The 20,620-nt window shown below is 71.1% G+C and carries 18 protein-coding genes and 1 pseudogene; 15 read left to right on the top strand and 4 right to left on the bottom strand.

Features of this window, described 5'->3' with window-relative positions; genetic code table 11:
- The first annotated feature begins 59 nt into the window (after positions 1-59).
- Positions 60-890, top strand: coding sequence for an undecaprenyl-diphosphate phosphatase (locus FS825_RS08285; RefSeq protein ID WP_144712070.1), 831 nt, complete (start codon positions 60-62; stop codon positions 888-890).
- Positions 887-2,131, top strand: coding sequence for a cysteine--1-D-myo-inosityl 2-amino-2-deoxy-alpha-D-glucopyranoside ligase (mshC, locus tag FS825_RS08280; RefSeq protein WP_144712069.1), 1,245 nt, complete (start codon positions 887-889; stop codon positions 2,129-2,131). The genes FS825_RS08285 and mshC overlap by 4 nt, the downstream gene beginning before the upstream one ends.
- 235 nt (positions 2,132-2,366) lie before the next feature.
- Here the strand turns inward: mshC and FS825_RS08275 are convergent, their stop codons facing one another.
- A complete protein-coding gene (locus tag FS825_RS08275; RefSeq protein ID WP_144712068.1) occupies positions 2,367-3,287 on the bottom strand; it encodes a proteasome assembly chaperone family protein in 921 nt (306 codons plus the stop codon).
- A 150-nt stretch (positions 3,288-3,437) separates the two neighbouring features.
- Between FS825_RS08275 and FS825_RS08270 the strand changes: the two genes are divergently transcribed.
- From FS825_RS08270 to FS825_RS08230, 9 genes are all read left to right on the top strand, one after another.
- A complete protein-coding gene (locus FS825_RS08270) occupies positions 3,438-4,148 on the top strand; it encodes an HAD family hydrolase (RefSeq protein WP_260981094.1) in 711 nt (236 codons plus the stop codon).
- Positions 4,145-5,239 (top strand): tRNA (adenine-N1)-methyltransferase, encoded by a 1,095-nt coding sequence (locus FS825_RS08265; RefSeq protein WP_260981093.1) that lies wholly within the window; start codon positions 4,145-4,147, stop codon positions 5,237-5,239. The genes FS825_RS08270 and FS825_RS08265 overlap by 4 nt, the downstream gene beginning before the upstream one ends.
- A 43-nt stretch (positions 5,240-5,282) precedes the next feature.
- A complete protein-coding gene (locus FS825_RS08260; protein ID WP_144712067.1) occupies positions 5,283-6,212 on the top strand; it encodes an FKBP-type peptidyl-prolyl cis-trans isomerase in 930 nt (309 codons plus the stop codon).
- Between the two features lie 71 nt (positions 6,213-6,283).
- Positions 6,284-7,384, top strand: coding sequence for a helix-turn-helix transcriptional regulator (locus tag FS825_RS08255; RefSeq protein WP_144712066.1), 1,101 nt, complete (start codon positions 6,284-6,286; stop codon positions 7,382-7,384).
- Complete coding sequence (locus FS825_RS08250; RefSeq protein ID WP_144712065.1) at positions 7,377-8,348, top strand: helix-turn-helix transcriptional regulator; 972 nt, start codon at positions 7,377-7,379, stop codon at positions 8,346-8,348. Before FS825_RS08255 ends, FS825_RS08250 begins: the two co-directional genes overlap by 8 nt.
- A gap of 492 nt (positions 8,349-8,840) precedes the next feature.
- Positions 8,841-9,593, top strand: coding sequence for a twin-arginine translocase subunit TatC (gene tatC / locus FS825_RS08245; RefSeq protein ID WP_144712507.1), 753 nt, complete (start codon positions 8,841-8,843; stop codon positions 9,591-9,593).
- A complete protein-coding gene (locus tag FS825_RS08240; protein ID WP_144712064.1) occupies positions 9,590-12,067 on the top strand; it encodes a DEAD/DEAH box helicase in 2,478 nt (825 codons plus the stop codon). Before tatC ends, FS825_RS08240 begins: the two co-directional genes overlap by 4 nt.
- A gap of 11 nt (positions 12,068-12,078) precedes the next feature.
- A complete protein-coding gene (gene lnt / locus FS825_RS08235; protein ID WP_260981092.1) occupies positions 12,079-13,692 on the top strand; it encodes an apolipoprotein N-acyltransferase in 1,614 nt (537 codons plus the stop codon).
- Between the two features lie 104 nt (positions 13,693-13,796).
- Complete coding sequence (locus FS825_RS08230; RefSeq protein WP_144712063.1) at positions 13,797-14,147, top strand: RNA polymerase-binding protein RbpA; 351 nt, start codon at positions 13,797-13,799, stop codon at positions 14,145-14,147.
- Between the two features lie 483 nt (positions 14,148-14,630).
- Here FS825_RS08230 and FS825_RS08225 read toward each other — a convergent pair.
- A pseudogene (locus FS825_RS08225) lies at positions 14,631-15,551 on the bottom strand (SPFH domain-containing protein); the annotation flags it as partial.
- Positions 15,548-16,021 carry an NfeD family protein gene (locus FS825_RS08220; protein WP_144712061.1) on the bottom strand — a complete coding sequence of 158 codons (474 nt, stop codon included), beginning with the start codon at positions 16,019-16,021 and terminating at the stop codon, positions 15,548-15,550. The gene FS825_RS08220 and the pseudogene FS825_RS08225, both read right to left, overlap by 4 nt.
- A 153-nt stretch (positions 16,022-16,174) precedes the next feature.
- On the opposite strand from FS825_RS08220, the gene FS825_RS08215 reads away from it, so the two are divergent.
- From FS825_RS08215 to FS825_RS18600, 4 genes are read left to right on the top strand one after another with little or no spacing between them, the layout of a single operon-like run.
- On the top strand, positions 16,175-16,939 hold the full coding sequence (locus FS825_RS08215) for an SDR family oxidoreductase (RefSeq protein WP_144712060.1): 765 nt from the start codon (positions 16,175-16,177) through the stop codon (positions 16,937-16,939).
- 10 nt (positions 16,940-16,949) lie between these two features.
- Complete coding sequence (locus FS825_RS08210; RefSeq protein ID WP_144712059.1) at positions 16,950-17,408, top strand: NUDIX hydrolase; 459 nt, start codon at positions 16,950-16,952, stop codon at positions 17,406-17,408.
- A 5-nt stretch (positions 17,409-17,413) separates the two neighbouring features.
- On the top strand, positions 17,414-19,780 hold the full coding sequence (locus FS825_RS08205; RefSeq protein ID WP_144712058.1) for an ATP-binding cassette domain-containing protein: 2,367 nt from the start codon (positions 17,414-17,416) through the stop codon (positions 19,778-19,780).
- A 56-nt stretch (positions 19,781-19,836) separates the two neighbouring features.
- Positions 19,837-20,010, top strand: a complete 174-nt coding sequence (locus tag FS825_RS18600; RefSeq protein WP_186377138.1) for a hypothetical protein — start codon at positions 19,837-19,839, stop codon at positions 20,008-20,010.
- Positions 20,011-20,024: 14 nt separating this feature from the next.
- Here FS825_RS18600 and FS825_RS08200 read toward each other — a convergent pair whose 3' ends face one another.
- Complete coding sequence (locus tag FS825_RS08200; RefSeq protein ID WP_144712057.1) at positions 20,025-20,426, bottom strand: arsenate reductase ArsC; 402 nt, start codon at positions 20,424-20,426, stop codon at positions 20,025-20,027.
- Positions 20,427-20,620 lie beyond the last annotated feature (194 nt).

Genomic DNA, 20,620 nt, shown 5'->3' with positions numbered 1-20,620 from the left:
TGTTGATGGTCGCCCTCGTGGCGGTGTCCTGACCTTCCTCCCCGAAAGGCCCGCACGCGATGCACATCCTCGAGGCGATCTTCCTCGGCTTCGTCCAGGGGCTCACCGAGTTCCTGCCCGTCTCGTCGAGCGCGCACCTGCGCATCGTCGGCTTGTTCCTGCCGGACGCGAAGGACCCGGGTGCAGCGTTCACCGCGGTGACCCAGCTCGGCACCGAGACCGCCGTGCTCATCTACTTCTGGCGGGACATCACCCGGATCATCGGGCGGTGGTTCCGGTCGCTCGCGGGGAAGACCGTGCCGCGCAACGACCCGGACGCCCGCCTGGGGTGGCTCGTGATCATCGGGACGATCCCGATCGGCATCGCCGGCATCCTGCTCAAGGACTCGATCGAGACCACCTTCCGGTCGCTGTGGATCGTGGCGATCGTCCTCGTGGTGTTCGGCATCGTGCTCGGGGTCGCCGACGTCCTCGGCAGGAAGGTCCGGCGCATCGAGCACATGACCTTCGGTGGCGGGATCCTGATCGGCCTCGCGCAGGTGCTCGCCCTGGTGCCGGGGGTGTCCCGGTCCGGAGCGACGGTCTCGATGGGGCTGGCCCTCGGCTACACCCGTCCCGCGGCGGCCCGGTTCGCCTTCCTGCTCGCCGTCCCCGCGGTGTTCCTGTCGGGGCTGTACGAGGCGGCGACGAGCCTCGGGGACACCGGCGCCCCGTTCGGTCTCGCGGACACCCTCATCGCGACCGTCGTCGCGTTCGTCGTCGGCTTCGTCGTGATCGCCGCGTTCATGAACTACATCAGCAAGCGCAGCTTCCTTCCCTTCGTGGTCTACCGGATCGCACTCGGTATCGTTCTCCTCGTGTTGTTGTCGCTCGGAGTGATCCAGCCGTGAGGGCCTGGCAGGTCCCGTCCGTCCCCGAAGTCCCCGGTTCCGCGCCCCGCCCGGTCGTGCACGACACGGCGACCGGCAAGCCCGTCGACCCGACCGGTGGCGACGAGCGAGCCGCGCTCTACGTCTGCGGCATCACCCCGTACGACGCGACGCACCTCGGGCACGCCGCGACCTACCTGGCGTTCGACACCCTGGGTCGTATCTGGCGCGACGCCGGGCTCGAGGTCGAGTACGCGCAGAACACGACCGACGTCGACGACCCCCTGCTCGAGCGCGCTGCTCGGGACGGGGTCGACTGGCGCGAACTCGCCGCGTCGCAGATCGACCTCTTCCGCCGGGACATGGAGTCACTCCGGGTCCTGCCGCCGGACGACTACGTCGCGGTGACGGACGAGGTCGGACGCGTCGCCGAAGCCGTCGCGTTCCTCAAGGAGACCGGGTACGCGTACGAGGTCCCGACTCCTGACTCCACCGGCGACGACGTCTACTTCGACGTGAACCGCCCGACCGAAGCCTGGACCCTCGGCGACGAGAGCGGCCTCGACCGCGAGACGATGCTCGCGCTGTCGGCCGAGCGCGGCGGCGACCCCGACCGCGTCGGCAAGCGCGATCGACTCGACCCGCTCCTGTGGCGTGCCGCGCGAGACGGCGAACCGAGCTGGGACTCCGTGGTCGGTGCCGGACGGCCCGGCTGGCACATCGAGTGCAGCGTGATCGCGGGCGACCGACTCGGTCTGCCGATCAGCGTCCAGGGCGGGGGGAGCGACCTCGTCTTCCCGCACCACGAGATGAGCGCCGGGCACGCCGCAGCGCTCGCGCACCAGCCGCTGGCGAACGCCTTCGTGCACACCGGGATGATCGCCTACCAGGGCGAGAAGATCTCGAAGTCGCTCGGCAACCTCGTCACCGTGCGCGGACTGCTCGACGACGGTGCCGACCCTCGTGCGATCCGGCTGGCGTTGCTCTCGCACAAGTACTCGGACGACTGGGAGTGGTTCGACGCCGAGCTCACGAGTGCGACGACGCGGCTGGCGACCTGGGACGCCTGGGCCTCCGGCGCCGATGCCGGTCACGCCGACGACGCCGCCGAGGTCATCGCCCGGATCCGTGCTCGGGTCGCGGACGACCTCGACACGCCCGGCGCGGTCGCGGCGGTCGACACGGCCATCGCGGGCGGGACGGCGGTCACGGCGGAGCTCGTGGACCTGGTGGACGCCCTGCTCGGTATCCGCCTGGCCTGACGGGGCGCCGCGGCGCGGGTGCCGATCGCCCGCTCGGTGCACGCGGTGCCGGCGATCGAGCGGTCGCCGAGCGGTCCGCGAGCGGGCGCCGAGCGGTCCGCGAGCGGGCACGACACGCCGCTCGCGTTCGGCGAGCGGGCGGAACGTGCCGGTCGGCGGCGCCGAGCGGGACGTAGATCGCCCGCTCGGGGAGGCGGGGCGGGGCGGCCCGTCGCCCGGCCCGGGCCCCCCCCGCCTACTGCGGCGGGCGGAAGCCCTCGCCGCCGGCGGTCCCGCCGTCCTTGCCGTCCTTGCGCTCCCGACGCCGCAGGTACTGCTCGAACTCCTGCGCGATGGCGTCGCCCGACGCCTCGGGGGAGTCCACGGTGTCGCGCTGCTGCTCGAGCTGGCCGATGTACGACGCCATGTCCTCATCGTCGGCGGCGAGGGCGTCGATGCCCTCTTCCCACTCGGTCGCGTCGTCGAGCAGCGACCCGCGAGGGACGGTCACGTCGGTGAGCTCCTCGATCTTGTCGAGCAGGGACAGTGTGGCCTTGGGCGACGGGGAGTTGTGCACGTAGTGCGGCACTGACGCCCAGAGCGACAGGGTCGTCAGTCCGGCCTTGTCCATCGCGTCGGCGAGCACCCCGAGGATGCCGGTCGGCCCCTCGTACGATGACTTGTCGACGTCGAACGCCGCACGGACCCCGGCGTTCTCGCTCGAGACGAAGACGGAGATCGGTCGGGTGTGCGGCACGTCGGCGAGCATCGCCCCGACGAACACGACCGCGTCGATCGAGTAGACGTCGGCCAGGTCGATGATCTCCGCGCAGAAGCCGCGCCAGGTGCGGGACGGCTCGGGGCCGACGAGCACGAAGACGTCCCGCTCGGTGGGCGAGCCGGTGGCGCCGATGACGGGTCGCCCTTCCGCGCCGGGGCCGTGGAGGACGATGCGCGGCCACTGGATCCCGCGGTCGCCGTTGTCGTCGGTGCCGACGTTCGGCCGGTTGAACTGGTAGTCGACGTACCGCTCACCGTCGAGCTCGCGCAGTTCGTCGAGCTCGAGCGACTCGACGATGCGCCGGGCGAGACCGCTGGCCGCTTCGCCGGCGTCGTTCCAGCCCTCGAACGCGACGACGAGCAACCGCCCGTCGCTGAAGGGGGAGTGCTGTGGCACGGACGGGACCTCCTGGTGGTGGAGCGGGGCGCGGGCGGCGGGGGCCGAGCGCGGCCGGACACGATTCGCAGCAACAAGGATATGGCCCCGGAGCGGCAGCGCGCCCGCCCGTCCGCGGTGAGCGGAACCGCCCCGGTAGACTCGTCGCCCGTGACCGCGCAACCCTCCGCCCTCGTCCCGCCCGCAGCCGTGCTGTGGGACATGGACGGCACGATCATCGACACCGAGCCGATCTGGCAGCAGTCCCAGGTGGAGCTGACCGCTCGCCACGGTGCCGTCTGGACCCACGAAGACGGTCTGTCCCTGGTGGGCAGCGGCCTCGAGCGGTCGGGGGAGATCCTGCGCGACAAGGGCGTCGACATGGAGGTCGAGGAGATCGTCCAGTGGATGACCGACTACGTGATGGAGCGGCTGCTCGACGGTGAGCTGCCGTGGCGTCCCGGTGCCCGCGAACTCATCGAGGGGCTGCACGCCCGCGGCATCCCGACGGCACTCGTCACGATGTCCCGCCGGAAGATGGCACTCGTCGCCGCTGACGCACTCGGGGAGCGCGGCTTCCGCGTCGTCGTGGCCGGCGACGACGTCGAGCGTCCGAAGCCGTACCCGGACGCCTACCTGTTCGCCGCGGCACAGCTCGGCGTCGACGCGACCGCCTGCGTAGCGATCGAGGACTCCGCGACCGGGGTCGCCTCGGCCGTGGCGTCCGGCGCGGTGACCGTGGCCGTCGAGCACATCGTCCCGCTGTCCGACATCGCCGGTGGCGACGTCCACCTGACCACCCTCGCGGACGTCGACGTCGACCGGCTCATCGAGTTGACCGGCCCGGCCCTCGCGGCCCGCACCCAGGAGGTCGCACGATGACCGACGAGACCCAGTCCCTCACGGACGCGCTCCCGCACACCGCCGGCGGCGCACCGCACACCCCGCCGCGCGGCCCGTTCCGCGCCGGCGACCGCGTCCAGCTGACGGGTCCGAAGGGCAAACTCACGACGCTGTCGCTGGAGGTCGCCGGCGAGTACCACACGCACCGCGGCGTGCTCCGGCACGACGACGTCATCGGCCAGCCGGACGGGTCGGTCATCCGCGCGAGCACCGGCGACGAGTACCTCGCACTGCGCCCGCTCCTCAACGACTACGTCATGTCGATGCCCCGCGGTGCCGCGATCGTCTACCCGAAGGACGCGGCGCAGATCGTGGCCTTCGCGGACGTGTTCCCCGGCGCCCGCGTGGTCGAGGCCGGCGTGGGCTCCGGCGCACTCTCGCTCTTCCTCCTCCGTGCGATCGGCCCGACCGGGCAGCTGCAGTCCTTCGAGCGGCGCGAGGAGTTCGCCGCGATCGCCCGCGGCAACGTCGGCACGTTCCTCGGTGCCGTCCCGGACAACTGGTCCGTCACGGTCGGGGACCTCGTCGAGGAGCTCCCGGGCGCGACCGACGAACAGAGCATCGACCGCGTCGTGCTCGACATGCTCGCGCCGTGGGAGTGCGTCGACGCCGCAGCCGACGCCCTCGTGCCCGGTGGCCTCATCGTCTGCTACGTCGCGACCGTCACCCAGCTCTCCCGCACGGCCGAGGCACTGCGGGACACCGGCCGCTTCACGGACCCGCAGTCGAGCGAGACGCTCGTGCGGACCTGGCACGTCGAAGGGCTCGCCGTGCGTCCGGACCACCGGATGGTCGGGCACACCGGGTTCCTCGTCACGGCGCGCCGGCTGGCCGACGGCGTCGTGCTCCCCAACCTGAAGCGTCGCGCAGGCAAGGTCGAGTTCTCGGACGAGGACGTGGAGGCCTGGACCCCCGGTGCCGTCGGCGAGCGTTCCGCGAGCGACAAGAAGCTCCGCAAGGTCGCTCGTCAGGCTGCCGCACAGGCCCGCAAGGTCGCTGCTGCCGAGGCCGGTGCGTCCGACGCGGGAGCCCCCGCGCCCACGGACGGGCCTGCTGAGGACGACCGGTAGGCTACGCACCGTGCCCGTCCTGCATCGAACGGAAAGAGGGTCCGTGCGCACCATCCCCGCACTCCTGGTCACCATCGGCCTCGCCGCAGCACTCACCGGGTGCGCGGCCAGCGGGGCCGGCAGCACGCCGTCGAGCTGCGCCGCCCCGGGCGCCGCGTCCGAGGCGGTGACCGCGACCGGTTCGTTCGGCAAGGAGCCGAAGGTCTCCATCCCGAGCGGCCTCACCACGAAGGGCACGCAGGTCTCCGTCCTGAAGTCCGGCAACGGCCGCGAGATCGAGGACGGCACCCCCGTCCTCATCGAGTACACCCTCGTCGACGGCGCCACGGGCGATGTCGCGCAGACGAGCGGCTACTCGGGCCAGACCGCCCCGATCACCGCCGGCGCCGACAACTACGGCGCGCTCGGTGCGTCCCTCGAGTGCGCGCACGTCGGTGACCGCCTCGCGGTGGCCCTGCCGAAGAGCGCCGTGAGCTCCTCGGACACCGGCGACACGAGCACCTCGTCGAAGAAGACCGAGGACGCCGTCGTCGCGGTCATCGACGTCAAGCGCGCGTTCGACGCCCGTGCCACCGGGACGCCCCAGCTGGCCGGCGACGGCATGCCCGCCGTCGTGCTCGCCCCGTCCGGCGCGCCCGGCATCACGATCCCGTCGTGGACCGCCCCGAAGTCGGACGAGACGCACCTGCTCCGCAAGGGACACGGCGCCGAGCTCACCGCGAAGGACAGCGCGATCATCAAGTACACCGCCGTGACGTGGGGGACCGACGGGACCGAGTCCTCGGTCGCCGGCTCCAGCTGGACCGACGGCTCGGGCGCGCAGACGGTCCCGCTCGCCAAGGGCCAGGTGCAGGAAGGCGTCCGGACCGCCATCCTCGGGCACCGCGTCGGCGACCAGGTCCTCGCGATCGTGCACCAGCAGGGAACGGCCTACGCGTACGTGATCGACGTCCTCGGGAAGACCGCGAGCTGACCTCGTCCGACCATCCACGGACGGCGGCGCGGATGCACTTCGGTGCACCCGCGCTGCCGTAGGATCGGCTCGTGCCAGCGACCCGTGTGCCCCGTGTGCCTGCCGAGGAACGGCTGTTCAGCCTGGTGCTCGCGCTGCTCTCGACGGAGTCCGGGCTGACCAAGGGCGAGATCCTCGCGAACGTGCAGGGGTACCGCCAGCGCTTCACGACCGGCGGCGACAACGCCTCGCTGGAGCGCCAGTTCGAGCGTGACAAGGACGACGTCCGTGAACTCGGCATCCCGCTCGAGACGATCGAGACCCCCGGCGCGGCCGGCAACAACCAGACGCTCCGGTACCGGATCCCGAAGGGCGAGTACGACCTACCCGTCGACGTCCGGTTCACGCCGGACGAGTCCGCGCTGCTGTCGCTCGCGGCCATGGCGTGGCGTGAAGGGGCGCTGTCCGCCGACTCCCGCCGCGGTCTGCTCAAGGTCCGTTCGGCGGGCTCCGAGGACGACGACGCCAGCGGCGACAGCGAGCACCGCGGCGACGGCGGCGGGGCCGGCAGTGTCGGGACGCTCGGTGTCGACGCCTACGCCCCGCGGCTCCGCGCGCGCGACGTCGCGTTCGAACCCCTCCGGTCGGCCCTCGACCGCGGTGCAGCCGTCCGGTTCGACTACATCACCCCCGGTCAGCACGACGCCCGCCGTCGCCAGGTCGCGCCGCTCGCGCTCGTCCAGCACGGCGGCCGGTGGATGCTCGCCGCGCACGAGTTCGCCACCGACAGCGACAAGAACTACCTGCTGTCACGCATCGTCGGTCCGGTCGCCCAGTACGAGGTCGGGCAGCACCCCGCTCCGGCGGGGGCGGGGGAGCGCGCCCTCACCGAGCTCGAACGCATCTGGGCGACCCGCACGGCGCGGATCCGCGTCGTGCCCGGGTCGGACGCCGAACGTCGGCTGGCGCGCCGCCGGGACACCGAGACGGACGACGACGGCGTGCTCGTGCTGCACCACGTCGACCCGCAGATCCTCGCCGAGGAACTCGCGGCCTACGGTCCCGAGGTGCGGGTGCTCGAGCCGGACGACCTGCGCCGCCGCGTCACCGAACGGCTCCGGGCGCTGGTCGCGGACCACGAGGCGACCGAACGGACCGGAACGACCGAGCAGGAAGGGAGCGACCGTGGCTGAGCAGCAACCGCTCCAGGCGCAGGACAAGCTCGCCTTCCTCCTCGCCCTCGTCCCGTACCTCATCGACCGCGAGCGCGTCTCCGTCGCCGAGGCCGCCCGCCACTTCGGCGTCCCCGAGACCCGGATCCGCCGCGCCGTCGAGCTCATCGCGGTCTCGGGTGTCCCCGGCGAGACCATGCAGTACCAGCACGGCGACCTGTTCGACATCGCCTGGGACGACTTCGACCAGAACGACATGATCGTCCTGACGAACCTCGTCGCGATCGACGACTCCCCGCGGCTCTCCGCCCGCGAAGCGTCCGCGCTCATCGCCGGCCTGCAGTACCTCTCCGCCCTACCCGAAGCGGCCGACCGCGACGCGATCCGCGCCCTCATGGCCAAGCTGTCCCGCGGCGCCGGGGGAGCGGCGGCGAACGTCACGGTCGGACAGGACCTCCACGACGTCGCCCTCGCAACGATCCGCCGCGCGATGGCGGACGGCCGCGGGCTCGCGTTCGAGTACGCCGGACCGCGCACCCAGGGCGGCACCCGACGTGTCGACGCGCTGCGCGTCGAGTCGATCGACACCGACTGGTACCTCCGCGCGTGGGACCTCGACCGGCAGGCGCTCCGGACGTTCCGACTCGACCGGATGTCCGGCGTGCGGGTCGACGAGCGCGCGGCCGAGAAGTCGATCGACGACGTCGTCATCCCGGACACCCTGTTCCAGCAGTCCGCCGAGGACGTCATCGTCACCGTCGAGCTCGACTCGTCGTCGCTGCCGCTCGTCGCGGACTTCCTCGCGGACACCGCGGACGCGCCGGACGACGACGGGCGCGTGCGGATCCGCCTCGCCGCGTCGAACGGGTTCGACGGCGTCGTGCGTCTGGTGGCGGGGCTCCCCGGGCGCGCGGTGGTGCTCGACCCGCCCGCGGCGCGCGCCGCGGTGCGAGACTTCGCCGCGGCAGCACTCGCGGCCGACTGACGACACGTCGCCCCCGGCGCGAGCCGGCCACCGTCGGACTGGAGGCGCGGTGCCAGCCCGCCCCGCGCCTCCCGTCCCGCGGTCCCGCGTCCGTGGCGTACCTGCCGAAACCGGGCGTACCTGCCGGAACCGGGCGTACCGTGTCGATCCTTTCGATCAGGTACGCCCGTTCCCGCTTCCCATCGCACGCGTTCTGGGAAGAACCGCGCTGGCGTCGTGACCTGGAGGCCGGGGGTCGCGCGCGCCCGCGCCCCGCGCGCACCCGGGCGTCCCGGGCAGAACCGGGCGTACCTGCCGAAACCGGGCGTACCTGGCCGATCCTTTCCGCCCGGTACGCCCGTTTCCGCTTCCCATCGCACCCGTTCTGGGAAGGAACCGACACCCGCGGCGGACTGTCGGTCCCGGTCCCGTAGGATCATCGACATGGCTTCGACGACCGCGCGCGGGCGAGCGAGGCGGACCGGTCGTCCGACGAAGGACACCGACGGCCGCATGTCGCTCGGGCAGCACCTCATCGAGCTGCGCAACCGCCTGTTCAAGGCGGTCATCGCGATCGCGGTCTGCGCGGTCGGCGGTTGGTTCCTGACGCCGTTCGTCCTCGACTCGTTGCGGTCCCCGGTCGCCCAGCTCGCCAGGGTCGGCGGCCACACGGCGGAACTCAACTTCCCGATGATCACGGGGGCGTTCGACCTCAAGCTGCAGATCGCGATCACGATCGGCGTCGTCATCTCGAGCCCGGTGTGGCTCTACCAGGTGTGGGCGTTCATCGTGCCGGCGTTGGTGCGGCGCGAGAAGCAGTACGTGTTCGGCTTCCTCGGCACCGCGATCCCGCTGTTCTTCGCCGGCTGCTGGTTCGGCTGGTACATCCTGCCGCACGTCGTCGGGATCCTCGGCAGCTTCGTGTCCAGCCAGGACACCTCGATCGTCGACGCGAAGGCGTACTACGACTTCGTCATCAAGCTCATCGTGGCGGTCGGCATCGCGTTCGTGCTGCCGGTCTTCCTGGTGCTGCTCAACTTCGTCGGCGTGCTGTCGGCGTCGTCGATCATCAAGTCCTGGCGCGTAGCGATCCTCTGCATCCTGGTGTTCTGCGCGATCGTGACGCCGAGCGCCGACGTCATCTCGATGTTCCTGCTCGCGGTGCCGATGATCGTGCTGTACGTGGCGGCGTGTGCGGTCACGTGGTTCCACGACCGTCGGATGGCGAAGCGCCAGGCGAAGCTCGACGAAGAGTACGGCCTGTGACCCCCGCCGCCGGACGCTCGACCGCTGGGGGATCCGCCGCCGGCCCGAGCGCCGCCGACCGGTTCGCCGCGGCGAAGGTCCGGAACCGGTCCCGCAACCTCGAGCTGTTCCGCACCGACCTGCGCTTCGACCTCGACCCGTTCCAGTTCGCGGCCTGCGACTCGCTCGACCAGGGCCGAAGCGTGCTCGTCGCCGCCCCCACGGGTGCCGGCAAGACGATCGTGGCGGAGTTCGCGATCTGGCTCGCGATGCGGCAGCCCACGGCGAAGGTGTTCTACACGACGCCGATGAAGGCGCTGAGCAACCAGAAGTACGCCGAGCTCGTGGCCGTCTACGGCGAGTCCGAGGTCGGCCTGCTCACCGGCGACACCAACGTGAACCCGCGCGCCCGGGTGGTCGTGATGACCACCGAGGTGCTCCGCAACATGATCTACGCCGACTCGGACCTCCTCGACGACCTGGCGTGGGTGGTCCTCGACGAGGTGCACTACCTCGCCGACCGCTTCCGCGGCGCCGTGTGGGAAGAAGTGATCCTGCACCTCCCGACCGAGGTCCGCCTGGTCTCCCTCAGCGCGACGGTGTCCAACGCGGAAGAGTTCGGCGACTGGCTGCAGACCGTGCGCGGCGACACCGACGTCATCGTGTCCGAGGACCGTCCGGTCCCGCTCGAGCAGCACGTCCTCGTCGGCAACAAGATGGTCGACCTGTTCGACTCGAGCGGTGCGGCGGCGACGAACCGGGTGAACCCGGAGCTCCTCCGCCTGGTCGGCGGCGGTGCCCGCAGCGAGCGGAACGGCGGCGGACACCGCGGTCGACGCGGCCGCGGCGGGTACCCGGAGCGTCGGGGCCCCCGGACCGAGAAGATGTACCGCGAGCAGATCGCGAAGGTGCTCGACGACCGCATGCTGCTGCCCGCGATCTTCTTCGTGTTCAGCCGCAACGGGTGCGACCAGGGCGTCCGGCAGATCCTCCGGTCCGGCCTGTCCCTGACGACCGTGCAGGAACGCAACGAGATCCGCGAGACGGCGGAGTACCACTGCCGCACGCTCCTCGACGAAGACCTCGCCGTCCTCGGCTACTGGGAGTGGCTCGAGGGGCTCGAGCGGGGCGTCGCCGCCCACCACGCCGGGCTCCTGCCGGCCTTCAAGGAGGTCGTCGAGGACCTCTTCCAGCGCAAGCTCCTCAAGGTCGTCTTCGCGACGGAGACCCTGGCGCTCGGTGTGAACATGCCGGCCCGGACGGTGGTGCTCGAGAAGCTCGAGAAGTTCAACGGCGAAGCCCGTGTGCCGATCACGCCGGGGGAGTACACGCAGCTCACCGGTCGTGCCGGACGCCGTGGCATCGACGTCGAGGGCCACTCGGTCATCCAGTGGTCGGACGGACTCGACCCACAGGCCGTGGCGTCGCTCGCGAGTCGACGCACCTACCCGCTCAACTCGTCGTTCAAGCCGACCTACAACATGGCCGTGAACCTCATCGAGCAGTTCGGCCGGCAGCGCACGCGTGAGGTCCTCGAGACCTCGTTCGCCCAGTTCCAGGCGGACCGCTCCGTGGTCGACCTCGCGCGGAAGGTCCGGTCGCAGCAGGAGTCGCTCGACGGCTACCGCCAGGCGATGCAGTGCCACCTCGGCGACTTCACCGAGTACGCGGCGCTCCGTCGGGAGCTCTCCGACCTCGAAGGGACGAACGTCCCCGGCGGGCGGGAGGCGTCGCACGGTGCGCGCGCCGAGCGCCAGGCCGCCATCACGGACGTCCGACGACGGATGCAGCGGCACCCCTGCCACGCCTGCCCCGACCGGGAAGCCCACGCTCGGTGGTCCGAGCGCTGGTACAAGCTCAAGCGCGCCAACGACAAGCTCGTGCAGCAGATCCGGTCCCGCACCGGCGCGGTCGCCACCACCTTCGACCGGGTGACCGACGTGCTCCTGCAGCTCGGCTACCTCGTCGCCACCGACGACGGCGAGGCCACGGTCGCGGCCGGTGGCCGGCGGCTGCAACGGATCTACGGCGAGCGGGACCTGCTGGTCGCCGAGTGCCTCGAGGCCGGCGTCTGGAAGGAACTCACCCCCGCGCAGCTCGCGGCGATGGCGGCGACGATCGTCTACCAGCCCCGACGCGAAGACGCGCCCGGCACCGAGCACGCCCTGCCCCGCGGCGCGTTCCGGCCCGCCCTCGACGAGACGCTCGACATCTGGGCCCGCCTCGACGACATCGAGCGCGACGCCCGGCTCGCCGGCTCGCAGCCGCCGACCCCCGCGATGGCGGTCGGCATGTTCCGGTGGGCGTCCGGCTCCGCGCTCGACGACGTCCTCCGGACGCTCGACCTGCCGGCCGGCGACTTCGTGCGCTGGTCGAAGCAGGTCATCGACCTCCTCGACCAGATCCGGAACGCCGGCGACGACGCCCTGGCCCAGACCGCCCGGCGTGCGACGGACGCGGTGCGCCGTGGCATCGTCGCCTACGCGACGGTCTGACAGGAGGCCCGGTGCAGCTCCTCGACACTCCCGTGCGCCCGGCGCGCGGTCCGGTCCACAGCCCCCGGGTCCCGTTCGCGCGTGGTCCGTTCGACGCGCTGCCGCTCGCGCAGGCGTTCCCGCTCGCGGTCGTCGGCGGCGTGCTCTTCGCGCTGTCGTTCCCGTCGCCGGGCTGGTGGTTCCTCGCCTACCCGGCGCTCGCGTGCATGCTCCTCGCCGCGATGGGCCAACGCGCTCGTCGTGCCGCGTGGCTCGGCTACGTCTCGGGTGCCGCGTTCCTCGTTCCCGCGATCTCGTGGGCCGGCCGGTACCTGGGCCCGGTCCCGTGGTTCGCCCTGGCGCTGTTCGAGGCCGTGTTCTTCGCCCTCGGCAGCGTGGCGATCGCCCTGGCGTACCGCTGGGTCGCGCGCGTGGTGCCCTCGACCGCCGGACGCGTGTGGGGCCTCCCGGCCGTGGTCGCCGCACTCTGGACCGGACGCGAGTGGTTCTCGGGAAGCTGGCCCTACGGGGGCTTCGCTTGGGGCCGCGTCGGCCTGTCGCAGTCCGAGGGGCCGTTCACGCACCTGGCCGCGTACGTGGGCGTCCTCGGCCTCACCTTCATCGTCGTCTACTGCACCGCCGTGGTGCTGTCGCTCGCGCTCGTCGTCCCGCGGAGCCCCGGGGTCCCGCTCCGGCTGCCGATGCGCGTCGCGACCGCCGGGCTGCTCGTCGCCGCCGTCCTGGCGGTCCCGGCGTGGCCGACCGCCACCGACGGCACGATCCGCATCGAGTCCGTGCAGGGCAACGGCCCCGCGGGGTACTTCGACGGAGCATCACCGGGCGAGGTCCTGAACGCGCAGGTCGCCGCCACCGACGTCGAAGCGAAGGGGGTCGACCTCGTGGTCTGGCCCGAGGCGTCGGCCGAGTACGACCCCCGACAGCAGCCGGTCATCGCCTCGGCGCTCGACTCGGTCGTCGACGCCGTCGGGGCACCGCTCGTCGCCGGAGCCATCACGCAGACCTCGTCGGGGGTGCTGCACAACACCTCCTTCGTGTGGACGAAGGACGGCTGGCAGTCCTCCTACGACAAGAAGCGCCCCGTGCCGTTCGGCGAGTACGTCCCGGACCGCTGGTTCTTCTCGAAGCTCGCGCCGTCCCTCATCGGACTGCTGCAACGCGACTACACGCCGGGGACGAAGCCGAACGTGCTCCCGGTCGCGGGCATCAGGGTCGGGGTCGCGATCTGCTTCGACATCGTCGACGACGGACTCACGACGGACATGGCGCGCGGGGGAGCGCAGGTCATCCTGGCGCAGACGAACAACGCCGACTTCGACGGCACCGACGAGAACCTGCAGCAACTCGAGATCGCCCGGATGCGGGCGATCGAGACCGGGCGCTCGCTCGTCAACATCTCGACGGTGGGTGCCTCGCAGGTGATCGACCCGTCCGGTCGGACGATCGACCGCGTGCCGGCCTACACCGCCACGTCGATGATCACGGACGTGCCGCTCGGGACGAGCACGACACCGGCGACGGTCGCCTCGGGGGCGATCGTGCTCGTGCTCTCGCTCGCCGGGCTGCTCACGTTGCTCGCGTGTGCACCGTGGACGCGTCGGCGTCCGTCTGCTGCTCGACGCTCCTGACGCCCGCCGCCGCCCACTGGGAACGGACTGTGAATGCGCCGGACCGGGATGGATGCGGCGTGGGACAGTGTTGAGGAGGGCAGACGAGCGAGAGGAGCACACACATGGCTGATCGGAGTCTCCGCGGCATGCGGCTCGGGAGTCAGAGTCTCCAGAGCGAAGAGGGCGTCGAGCTCTCCGACCGCAAGCGCGCGGTCTACCAGACGGATTCGGGGGAGACGTTCGACATCGTCTTCTCCGCCGACGCGGACGTCCCGCAGACCTGGTCCGAGCCCCGTTCCGGGCGCGAAGGCCGGCTGCTCGGCGACGACGGGATCCCCGTCGAGGTCGCCGCAGAGGACGTGAAGGCACCCAGGACCCACTGGGACATGCTGCTCGAACGGCGCTCGCGCGAAGAGCTCGAGGAACTCCTGCAGGAGCGCCTGCAGTTCCTCCGCGCACGACGCGGCGCCTGACACCGCCGGCACACACGACGACGCCCGCCCCGGTTCTCCGGGGCGGGCGTCGTCGTGTGTGGGGAGTGCGGTGCCGCGCCTTTCGCCGCCGCACCTGTCGATGCCGCGCCTGTCGGTGTCGCGCCTCCTGGCGTCACCGGGCGTCGGCGTCGGCCCGCGTCAGCGCCGGCCGGAGCCGTCGCTGGTCCGGTGACCGGAGGCGTCTCCCGCCGTCGGTGCGGAGCCGTCGGTCTGGGGTGCGGGTGCGGGTGCGGGTGCGTCGCCGAGTCGCTGCTCGGTCTCGTCGTCGGCGGCGGCGAGGTGCGCGTCGACGCTGCGGTTCGACTCTGCGAGGCGCTGGTCGAGCTCGGACTCCGGCACGATGTCCGCGGCGGTGGCGTCCGGACGGGGAGCCGAGGTGCTGGCGGTGTCGGTGGCCGCGGTGTTCGCCAGGCTCTCGTTCGCGAGCTTCGAGATGCGCGAGAGGAAGTCCCCGCCGGCGCCGCCTGCTCCACCGGCGGCACCGCCGCCGGTGCGTCCGGTCGTGAACCCCTTCGCGATGCCGGAGAGCGCCTCGGTGAACTCGCTCGGGATCATCCAGAGCTTGTTCGCGCTGCCCTCGGCGATCTTCGGGAGCGTCTGCAGGTACTGGTACGAGAGCAGCTTGTCGTCCGGGTCGCCGGTGTGGATCGCGTCGAACACGGTGGCGATGGCCTGGGCTTCACCCTCGGCCCGGAGCACCTGGGCCTTGGCGTCACCCTCGGCCGCGAGGATGGCTGCCTGCCGCTGCCCCTCGGCCTCGAGGATCTGGGACTGCTTCGTGCCCTCGGCCTGCAGGATCGCCGCACGACGGCTCCGCTCGGCCCGCAGCTGCTGCTCCATGGCGTCCTGGATGGACACGGGCGGCTCGATCGCCTTGAGCTCGACGCGACCGACGCGGATGCCCCACTTGCCGGTCGCTTCGTCGAGGACGACGCGGAGCTGCCCGTTGATGTTGTCGCGACTGGTCAGGGCCTCTTCGAGGTTGAGGCCACCGACCACGTTGCGGAGGGTCGTGGTGGTCAGCTGCTCGACGGCGCCGAGGTAGTTCGCGATCTCGTACGTCGCGGCCCGCGCGTCGGTGACCTGGAAGTACACGACCGTGTCGATCGAGACCACCAGGTTGTCCTCGGTGATCACCGGCTGCGGCGGGAACGAGACGACCTGCTCACGCATGTCGAGCAGCGGCCGGAGACGGTCGATGAAGGGCACCAGTAGGTTCAACCCAGGGTTGAGGGTCTTGTGGTACTTCCCGAGCCGTTCGACGATCCCGGCGGTCGCCTGCGGCACGATCCGGATCGCGCGCGACAGGACGACGATCACGAAGATGACGACGACCAGGATGAGGACGAGCAGTGCGATCGTCCCGGCTGAGATGGTGGTCACGAGGTGGCCCTTTCTCCGATGCGGACGACAGCTGTCGACCCCTCGATCGACTCGACGACCACGGGGGTCCCGAGCGGCGGTGTGCGGTCGGATGACGCGGTGGAGATCCGTGCGCTCCAGGTCTCGCCGTTGGCCAGGCGGACCTGGCCGGGAGCGCTCGACGTGAAGGCGACGGCGACGGTGCCGGGGAGTCCGATGAGTCCTTCGACGTTGGTGCGGTGCGGGTCGGCGCCGCGGCCGAGCGCCGTCAGCAGCCGGGGTCGGACGAGCGACAGCAGCACCAGGGCCAGGACGGCGGCGATGATGGCGGACAACCACCACGGAGCGCCGAGCAGGGCTGCGATCAACCCGCCGGCGGCACCGGCCGCGAGCATGATGAAGATGAAGTCGAGCGTGAAGATCTCGACCACGCCGAGCAAGAGCACCAGACCGATCCAGACGATGGTCTGGATCCAATCGAATCCGTTCACGCGATCTCCCTCCCTCGGTCGCGCGCGGCCGCTCGCTGCGTCGCGACTGCCGGTACAACTCCGTTCAACATATCAGACCGGCCCCGGCCCCGCTCAGGCGGTTGGTAGGCTCGACGGCGGCCCACCCGCCGAACCAGAGCTGGAGAACACGACGTGACCAACCCCCTCGCCCCCGGATCCCTCGCCGACAAGCGTGCACTCGTGACGGGCTCGTCGCGCGGCATCGGTGCCGACACCGTCGGGTACCTGGCCGAGGCGGGCGCGAAGGTCGTCGTGAACTACCGCAACAAGGCGCGTCGTGCTGAGCAGATCGCCGAGAAGGTCGTCGCGGCCGGCGGGTCGGCCCTGGCGGTCGGCGCGGACCTCACCGACCACGAGTCGGTCCAGGCCATGGTGGACACCGTCGTCCAGGAGTGGGGCGGCATCGACCTCCTCGTCCTCAACGCGTCGGGCGGCATGGAGTCCGGCCTCGGCGAGGACTACGCGCTCCGCCTCAACCGCGACGCCCAGGTCGACATGCTCCAGACGGCGGTGCCGCACATGCCGGCCGGCTCGCGGGTCGTCTTCGTGACGAGCCACCAGGCGCACTTCGTCGAGACCGCCGAGACCATGGACGAGTACGTCCCGGTCGCGAAGAGCAAGCGGGCCGGGGAACTCGCCCTCCGCGAGCTCGTGCCGCAGCTGGAAGCAGCCGGCATCGAGTTCGTGGTCGTCTCCGGCGACATGATCGAGGGCACGATCACCGCGACGCTGCTGAACCGGCTCAACCCGGGCGCGATCGAGGGTCGCCGGGAAGCCGTGGGCAAGCTCTACAGCGTGTCCGAGTTCGCCGCCGAGATCGCCCTCGCCGCGGTCGAGTCGATCCCGGCCGACCACACCAAGCTCGTCGGCGACGTGAGCGGCTTCGTCCAGGAGTAGCGTCGCGCGGGTGACTGCGAAGCCCGGCCTCCGACTGACCTCCCGGATCATCCTGCTCGACCCCGAGGGGCGCGTGTTCCTGATGGACACCAACTCGCCCTCGTCGGACGGCGCCCACCGCTGGATCACGCCGGGTGGCGGGGTCGACCCGGGGGAGGACCACCGCGACGCCGCGATCCGCGAGCTCCGGGAAGAGACCGGCATCGTCATCGACGACCCGGGGGAGCCCGTGTGGTCGTGGGACTTCACGGTCGAGTGGGACCTCGCCGACCACGACCGCGGTCACGCCGAGTTCTACGTCGTCCGGACCACCGGGTTCGTGCTGTCCGACGCGGAGTGGACCGACGACGAGCGGGTCGACATCCTGCGCTCCCGGTGGTGGACCGCCGACGAACTCGAGGCCACCGACGAGGAGTTCGAGCCCGCGGAACTGCCCGCTCTCGTCCGTCGGTGGGCGTCGCTACACTGATCGACATGTATTCCACTGCCGAGCACGCCGCCGACAGCCACGACCGGATCCGGGTCCGGGGCGCTCGTGAGAACAACCTGCGGGACGTCGACGTCGACCTCCCCAAGCGTCGGCTGACGGTCTTCACCGGAGTGTCCGGTTCCGGGAAGAGCTCGCTGGTGTTCGCCACCATCGCGGCCGAGTCGCAGCGGATGATCAACGAGACCTACAGCGCGTTCGTGCAGGGCTTCATGCCGTCGCTCGCACGGCCCGACGTCGACGTGCTCGACGGACTGACCACCGCGATCGTGGTCGACCAGGAACGCATCGGCGCGGACCCGCGGTCGACCGTCGGGACGGTCACGGACGCCAACGCGATGCTCCGGGTGCTGTTCAGCCGGCTCGGCACGCCGCACATCGGCGGCCCGAACGCCTTCTCGTTCAACCTCGCGACCGTGACCGCCGGCGGGGCGATCACCGTGCAGAAGGGCAAGGACGCCAAGGCCGAGACGGTCTCGTTCTCCCGGCTCGGCGGGATGTGCGCCGAGTGCGAAGGCCGAGGCACCGTGAACGACATCGACCTCACCCAGCTCTTCGACGACACGAAGTCCCTGGCCGACGGCGCGATCACGATCCCGGGCTACGGCACGGACGGCTGGATGGTCCGGATGTACGCCGAGTCGGGGTACTTCGACAAGGACACCCCGATCCGGGACTTCGCCGACGCCGAACGCCAGGACTTCCTGTACCGGGAACCGACGAAGCAGAAGATCGCGGGGATCAACATGACGTACGAAGGGCTCGTGCCCCGCGTGCGTCGGTCGCTCCTGCAGAAGGACCGCGAAGCGATGCAGCCGCACATCCGCGCGTTCGTCGACCGGGCCGTGACCTTCACGACGTGCCCGGCCTGCGTGGGAACGCGGTTGAACGACACCGCCCGGTCGTCCACCATCGCCGGCAAGAGCATCGCGGACGTCTGTGCGATGCAGGTCACCGACCTCGCGACCTGGTTGCACGCGCTCGACGAACCCGGTGTCGGGCCGTTGCTCGACGGCCTGCGCGGACTGGTCGACTCGTTCGTCGAGATCGGGCTCGGGTACCTCTCGCTCGATCGTCCCACCGGCACGCTCTCCGGTGGTGAAGGGCAACGCGTGAAGATGGTGAAGCACCTCGGGTCCTCGCTGAGCGACGTCACCTACGTCTTCGACGAGCCGAGCACGGGCCTCCACCCGCACGACATCGAACGGATGAACGGGCTGCTCCTGCGCCTCCGTGACAAGGGGAACACCGTGCTCGTCGTCGAGCACAAGCCCGAGGTCATCGCGATCGCGGACCACGTCGTCGACCTCGGTCCCGGCGCCGGCACCCACGGCGGGACCCTCTGCTACGAGGGTCCCGTCGACGGGCTGCGGGGGAGCGGTACCGTCACCGGCAAGCACCTCGACGACCGTGTCTCGGTGAAGCCGGTCGTCCGCGAACGCACCGGCGCGCTCGAGATCCGCGGCGCGGACGCGCACAACCTGCAGGGCGTCGACGTCGACGTCCCCACCGGAGTGCTGACGGTGGTCACGGGTGTAGCGGGGTCGGGCAAGAGCACGCTGATCCACGGCTCGCTCTCACCACGTGACGGCGTCGTCGCCGTGGACCAGGGCGCGATCCGGGGTTCGCGCCGGAGCAATCCCGCCACGTACACGGGGTTGCTCGAGCCGATCCGGAAGGCCTTCGCTAAGGCGAACGGCGTGAAGCCGGCCCTCTTCAGCGCCAACTCCGAGGGAGCGTGCCCCGCCTGCAACGGTGCCGGTGTGATCTACACCGACCTCGGCATGATGGCGGGCATCGCGACGCCGTGCACCGAGTGTGGCGGGAAGCGGTTCGACCAGTCGGTGCTGGCGTACCACCTCGGTGGGAAGGACATCAGCGAGGTCCTGGCCATGCCCGTGTCCGACGCCGAACAGTTCTTCGCCGCGGGGGAGTCGAAGATCCCTGCGGCCCACGCCATCCTGTCCCGCCTGGTCGACGTCGGGCTCGGCTACCTCACCATCGGGCAACCGCTGACCACCCTGTCGGGTGGTGAACGGCAGCGGCTCAAGCTCGCGACGCACCTGGGGGAGCCCGGGGGTGTGATCGTCCTTGACGAGCCGACGACGGGTCTGCACCTGGCGGACGTCGAACAGCTCCTCGGGCTCCTCGACCGCATGGTCGACGGCGGGCGCACGGTCGTGGTCATCGAGCACCACCAGGCCGTGATGGCGCACGCCGACTGGATCATCGACCTGGGCCCGGGTGCCGGTCACGACGGGGGCCGAATCGTGTTCGAAGGCTCGCCGGCTGATCTGGTCGCTGCGCGGGCGACGATCACGGGGGAGCACCTGGCGGCGTACGTCGGCGCCTGAGCCGCCGGCGTGAGCGCCGGACGCTCGCGCAGGTCGACCGGCGTACGGTGCAGCGCATGAGCTACAGCCAGCCAGACCCTGCCGAAGAGACCACCCAGAGCGAAGCGCCGGAGCAGCCGGACACCGACCGCGAGCAGCTCGAGGAACAGGGCGACGAACAAGCCGCACTCGAGATCGACGCGGAGGACGTGCCCACGAGCGGCGACCCGGGTGCCGACCTCGAATCCTGATCAGTGAGTCGTGATCAGCGGGTCTCGCTGATCAGCCGCTCGACGCGGGCCCTGATGTCGTCGCGGATCGGCCGGACCTGTTCCAGGTCCTTGCCCGCCGGGTCGGCGAGTTCCCAGTCCTCGTAACGCTTGCCGGGGAAGACCGGGCAGGCGTCTCCACACCCCATCGTGACGACGACGTCGGCAGCGCGGACGTCGTCCACGGTGAGGATCCGCGGCTCGATGCCAGCGATGTCGATGCCGACCTCGGCCATGGCGGCGACGGCGACGGAGTTGACCTGGTCGGCGGGTTCCGAGCCGGCGGAGAAGACGTCGATCCGGTCGCCGGCGAGGTGGCGCAGGTAGCCGCTGGCCATCTGGGAGCGCCCGGCGTTGTGGACGCAGACGAACAGGACGGCTGGCTTGGGGTCGGTCATGGGGTCCTCGAGTCTGGCGGTCAGGGGTGGTGGGTCCGCTCCTGGTGCACTCAGGGGCGGACGATGGGTGTCAGCAGCAGTCGGTGTCGCAGCAGTCCTGCTGCAGCGCCGGCGGGCAGCCGAGCTCGGTGCAGAGCGTGTCCATGATCCCTCCCTCCATCGATGAGTGTCGATGCAAGAGTGCTGCAAAGCAT

Source organism: Curtobacterium pusillum (assembly GCF_007680845.1).
In the GTDB taxonomy this organism is placed as follows: Bacteria; Actinomycetota; Actinomycetes; order Actinomycetales; family Microbacteriaceae; genus Curtobacterium; species Curtobacterium pusillum_B.
Note: the sequence above shows the minus strand (reverse complement) of the source record. Positions and strands in the feature narration are given on the sequence as shown.

Bases quoted from the DNA above. Each gene is read 5' to 3' on its own strand.
- FS825_RS18600 (WP_186377138.1), top strand. From the start codon at position 19,837: ATGAGCTACAGCCAGCCAGACCCTGCCGAAGAGACCACCCAGAGCGAA.
- FS825_RS08205 (WP_144712058.1), top strand. From the start codon at position 17,414: ATGTATTCCACTGCCGAGCACGCCGCCGACAGCCACGACCGGATCCGG.
- FS825_RS08230 (WP_144712063.1), top strand. From the start codon at position 13,797: ATGGCTGATCGGAGTCTCCGCGGCATGCGGCTCGGGAGTCAGAGTCTC.
- FS825_RS08200 (WP_144712057.1), bottom strand. From the start codon at position 20,426: ATGACCGACCCCAAGCCAGCCGTCCTGTTCGTCTGCGTCCACAACGCC.
- FS825_RS08265 (WP_260981093.1), top strand. From the start codon at position 4,145: ATGACCGACGAGACCCAGTCCCTCACGGACGCGCTCCCGCACACCGCC.
- tatC (WP_144712507.1), top strand. From the start codon at position 8,841: ATGTCGCTCGGGCAGCACCTCATCGAGCTGCGCAACCGCCTGTTCAAG.
- FS825_RS08285 (WP_144712070.1), top strand. From the start codon at position 60: ATGCACATCCTCGAGGCGATCTTCCTCGGCTTCGTCCAGGGGCTCACC.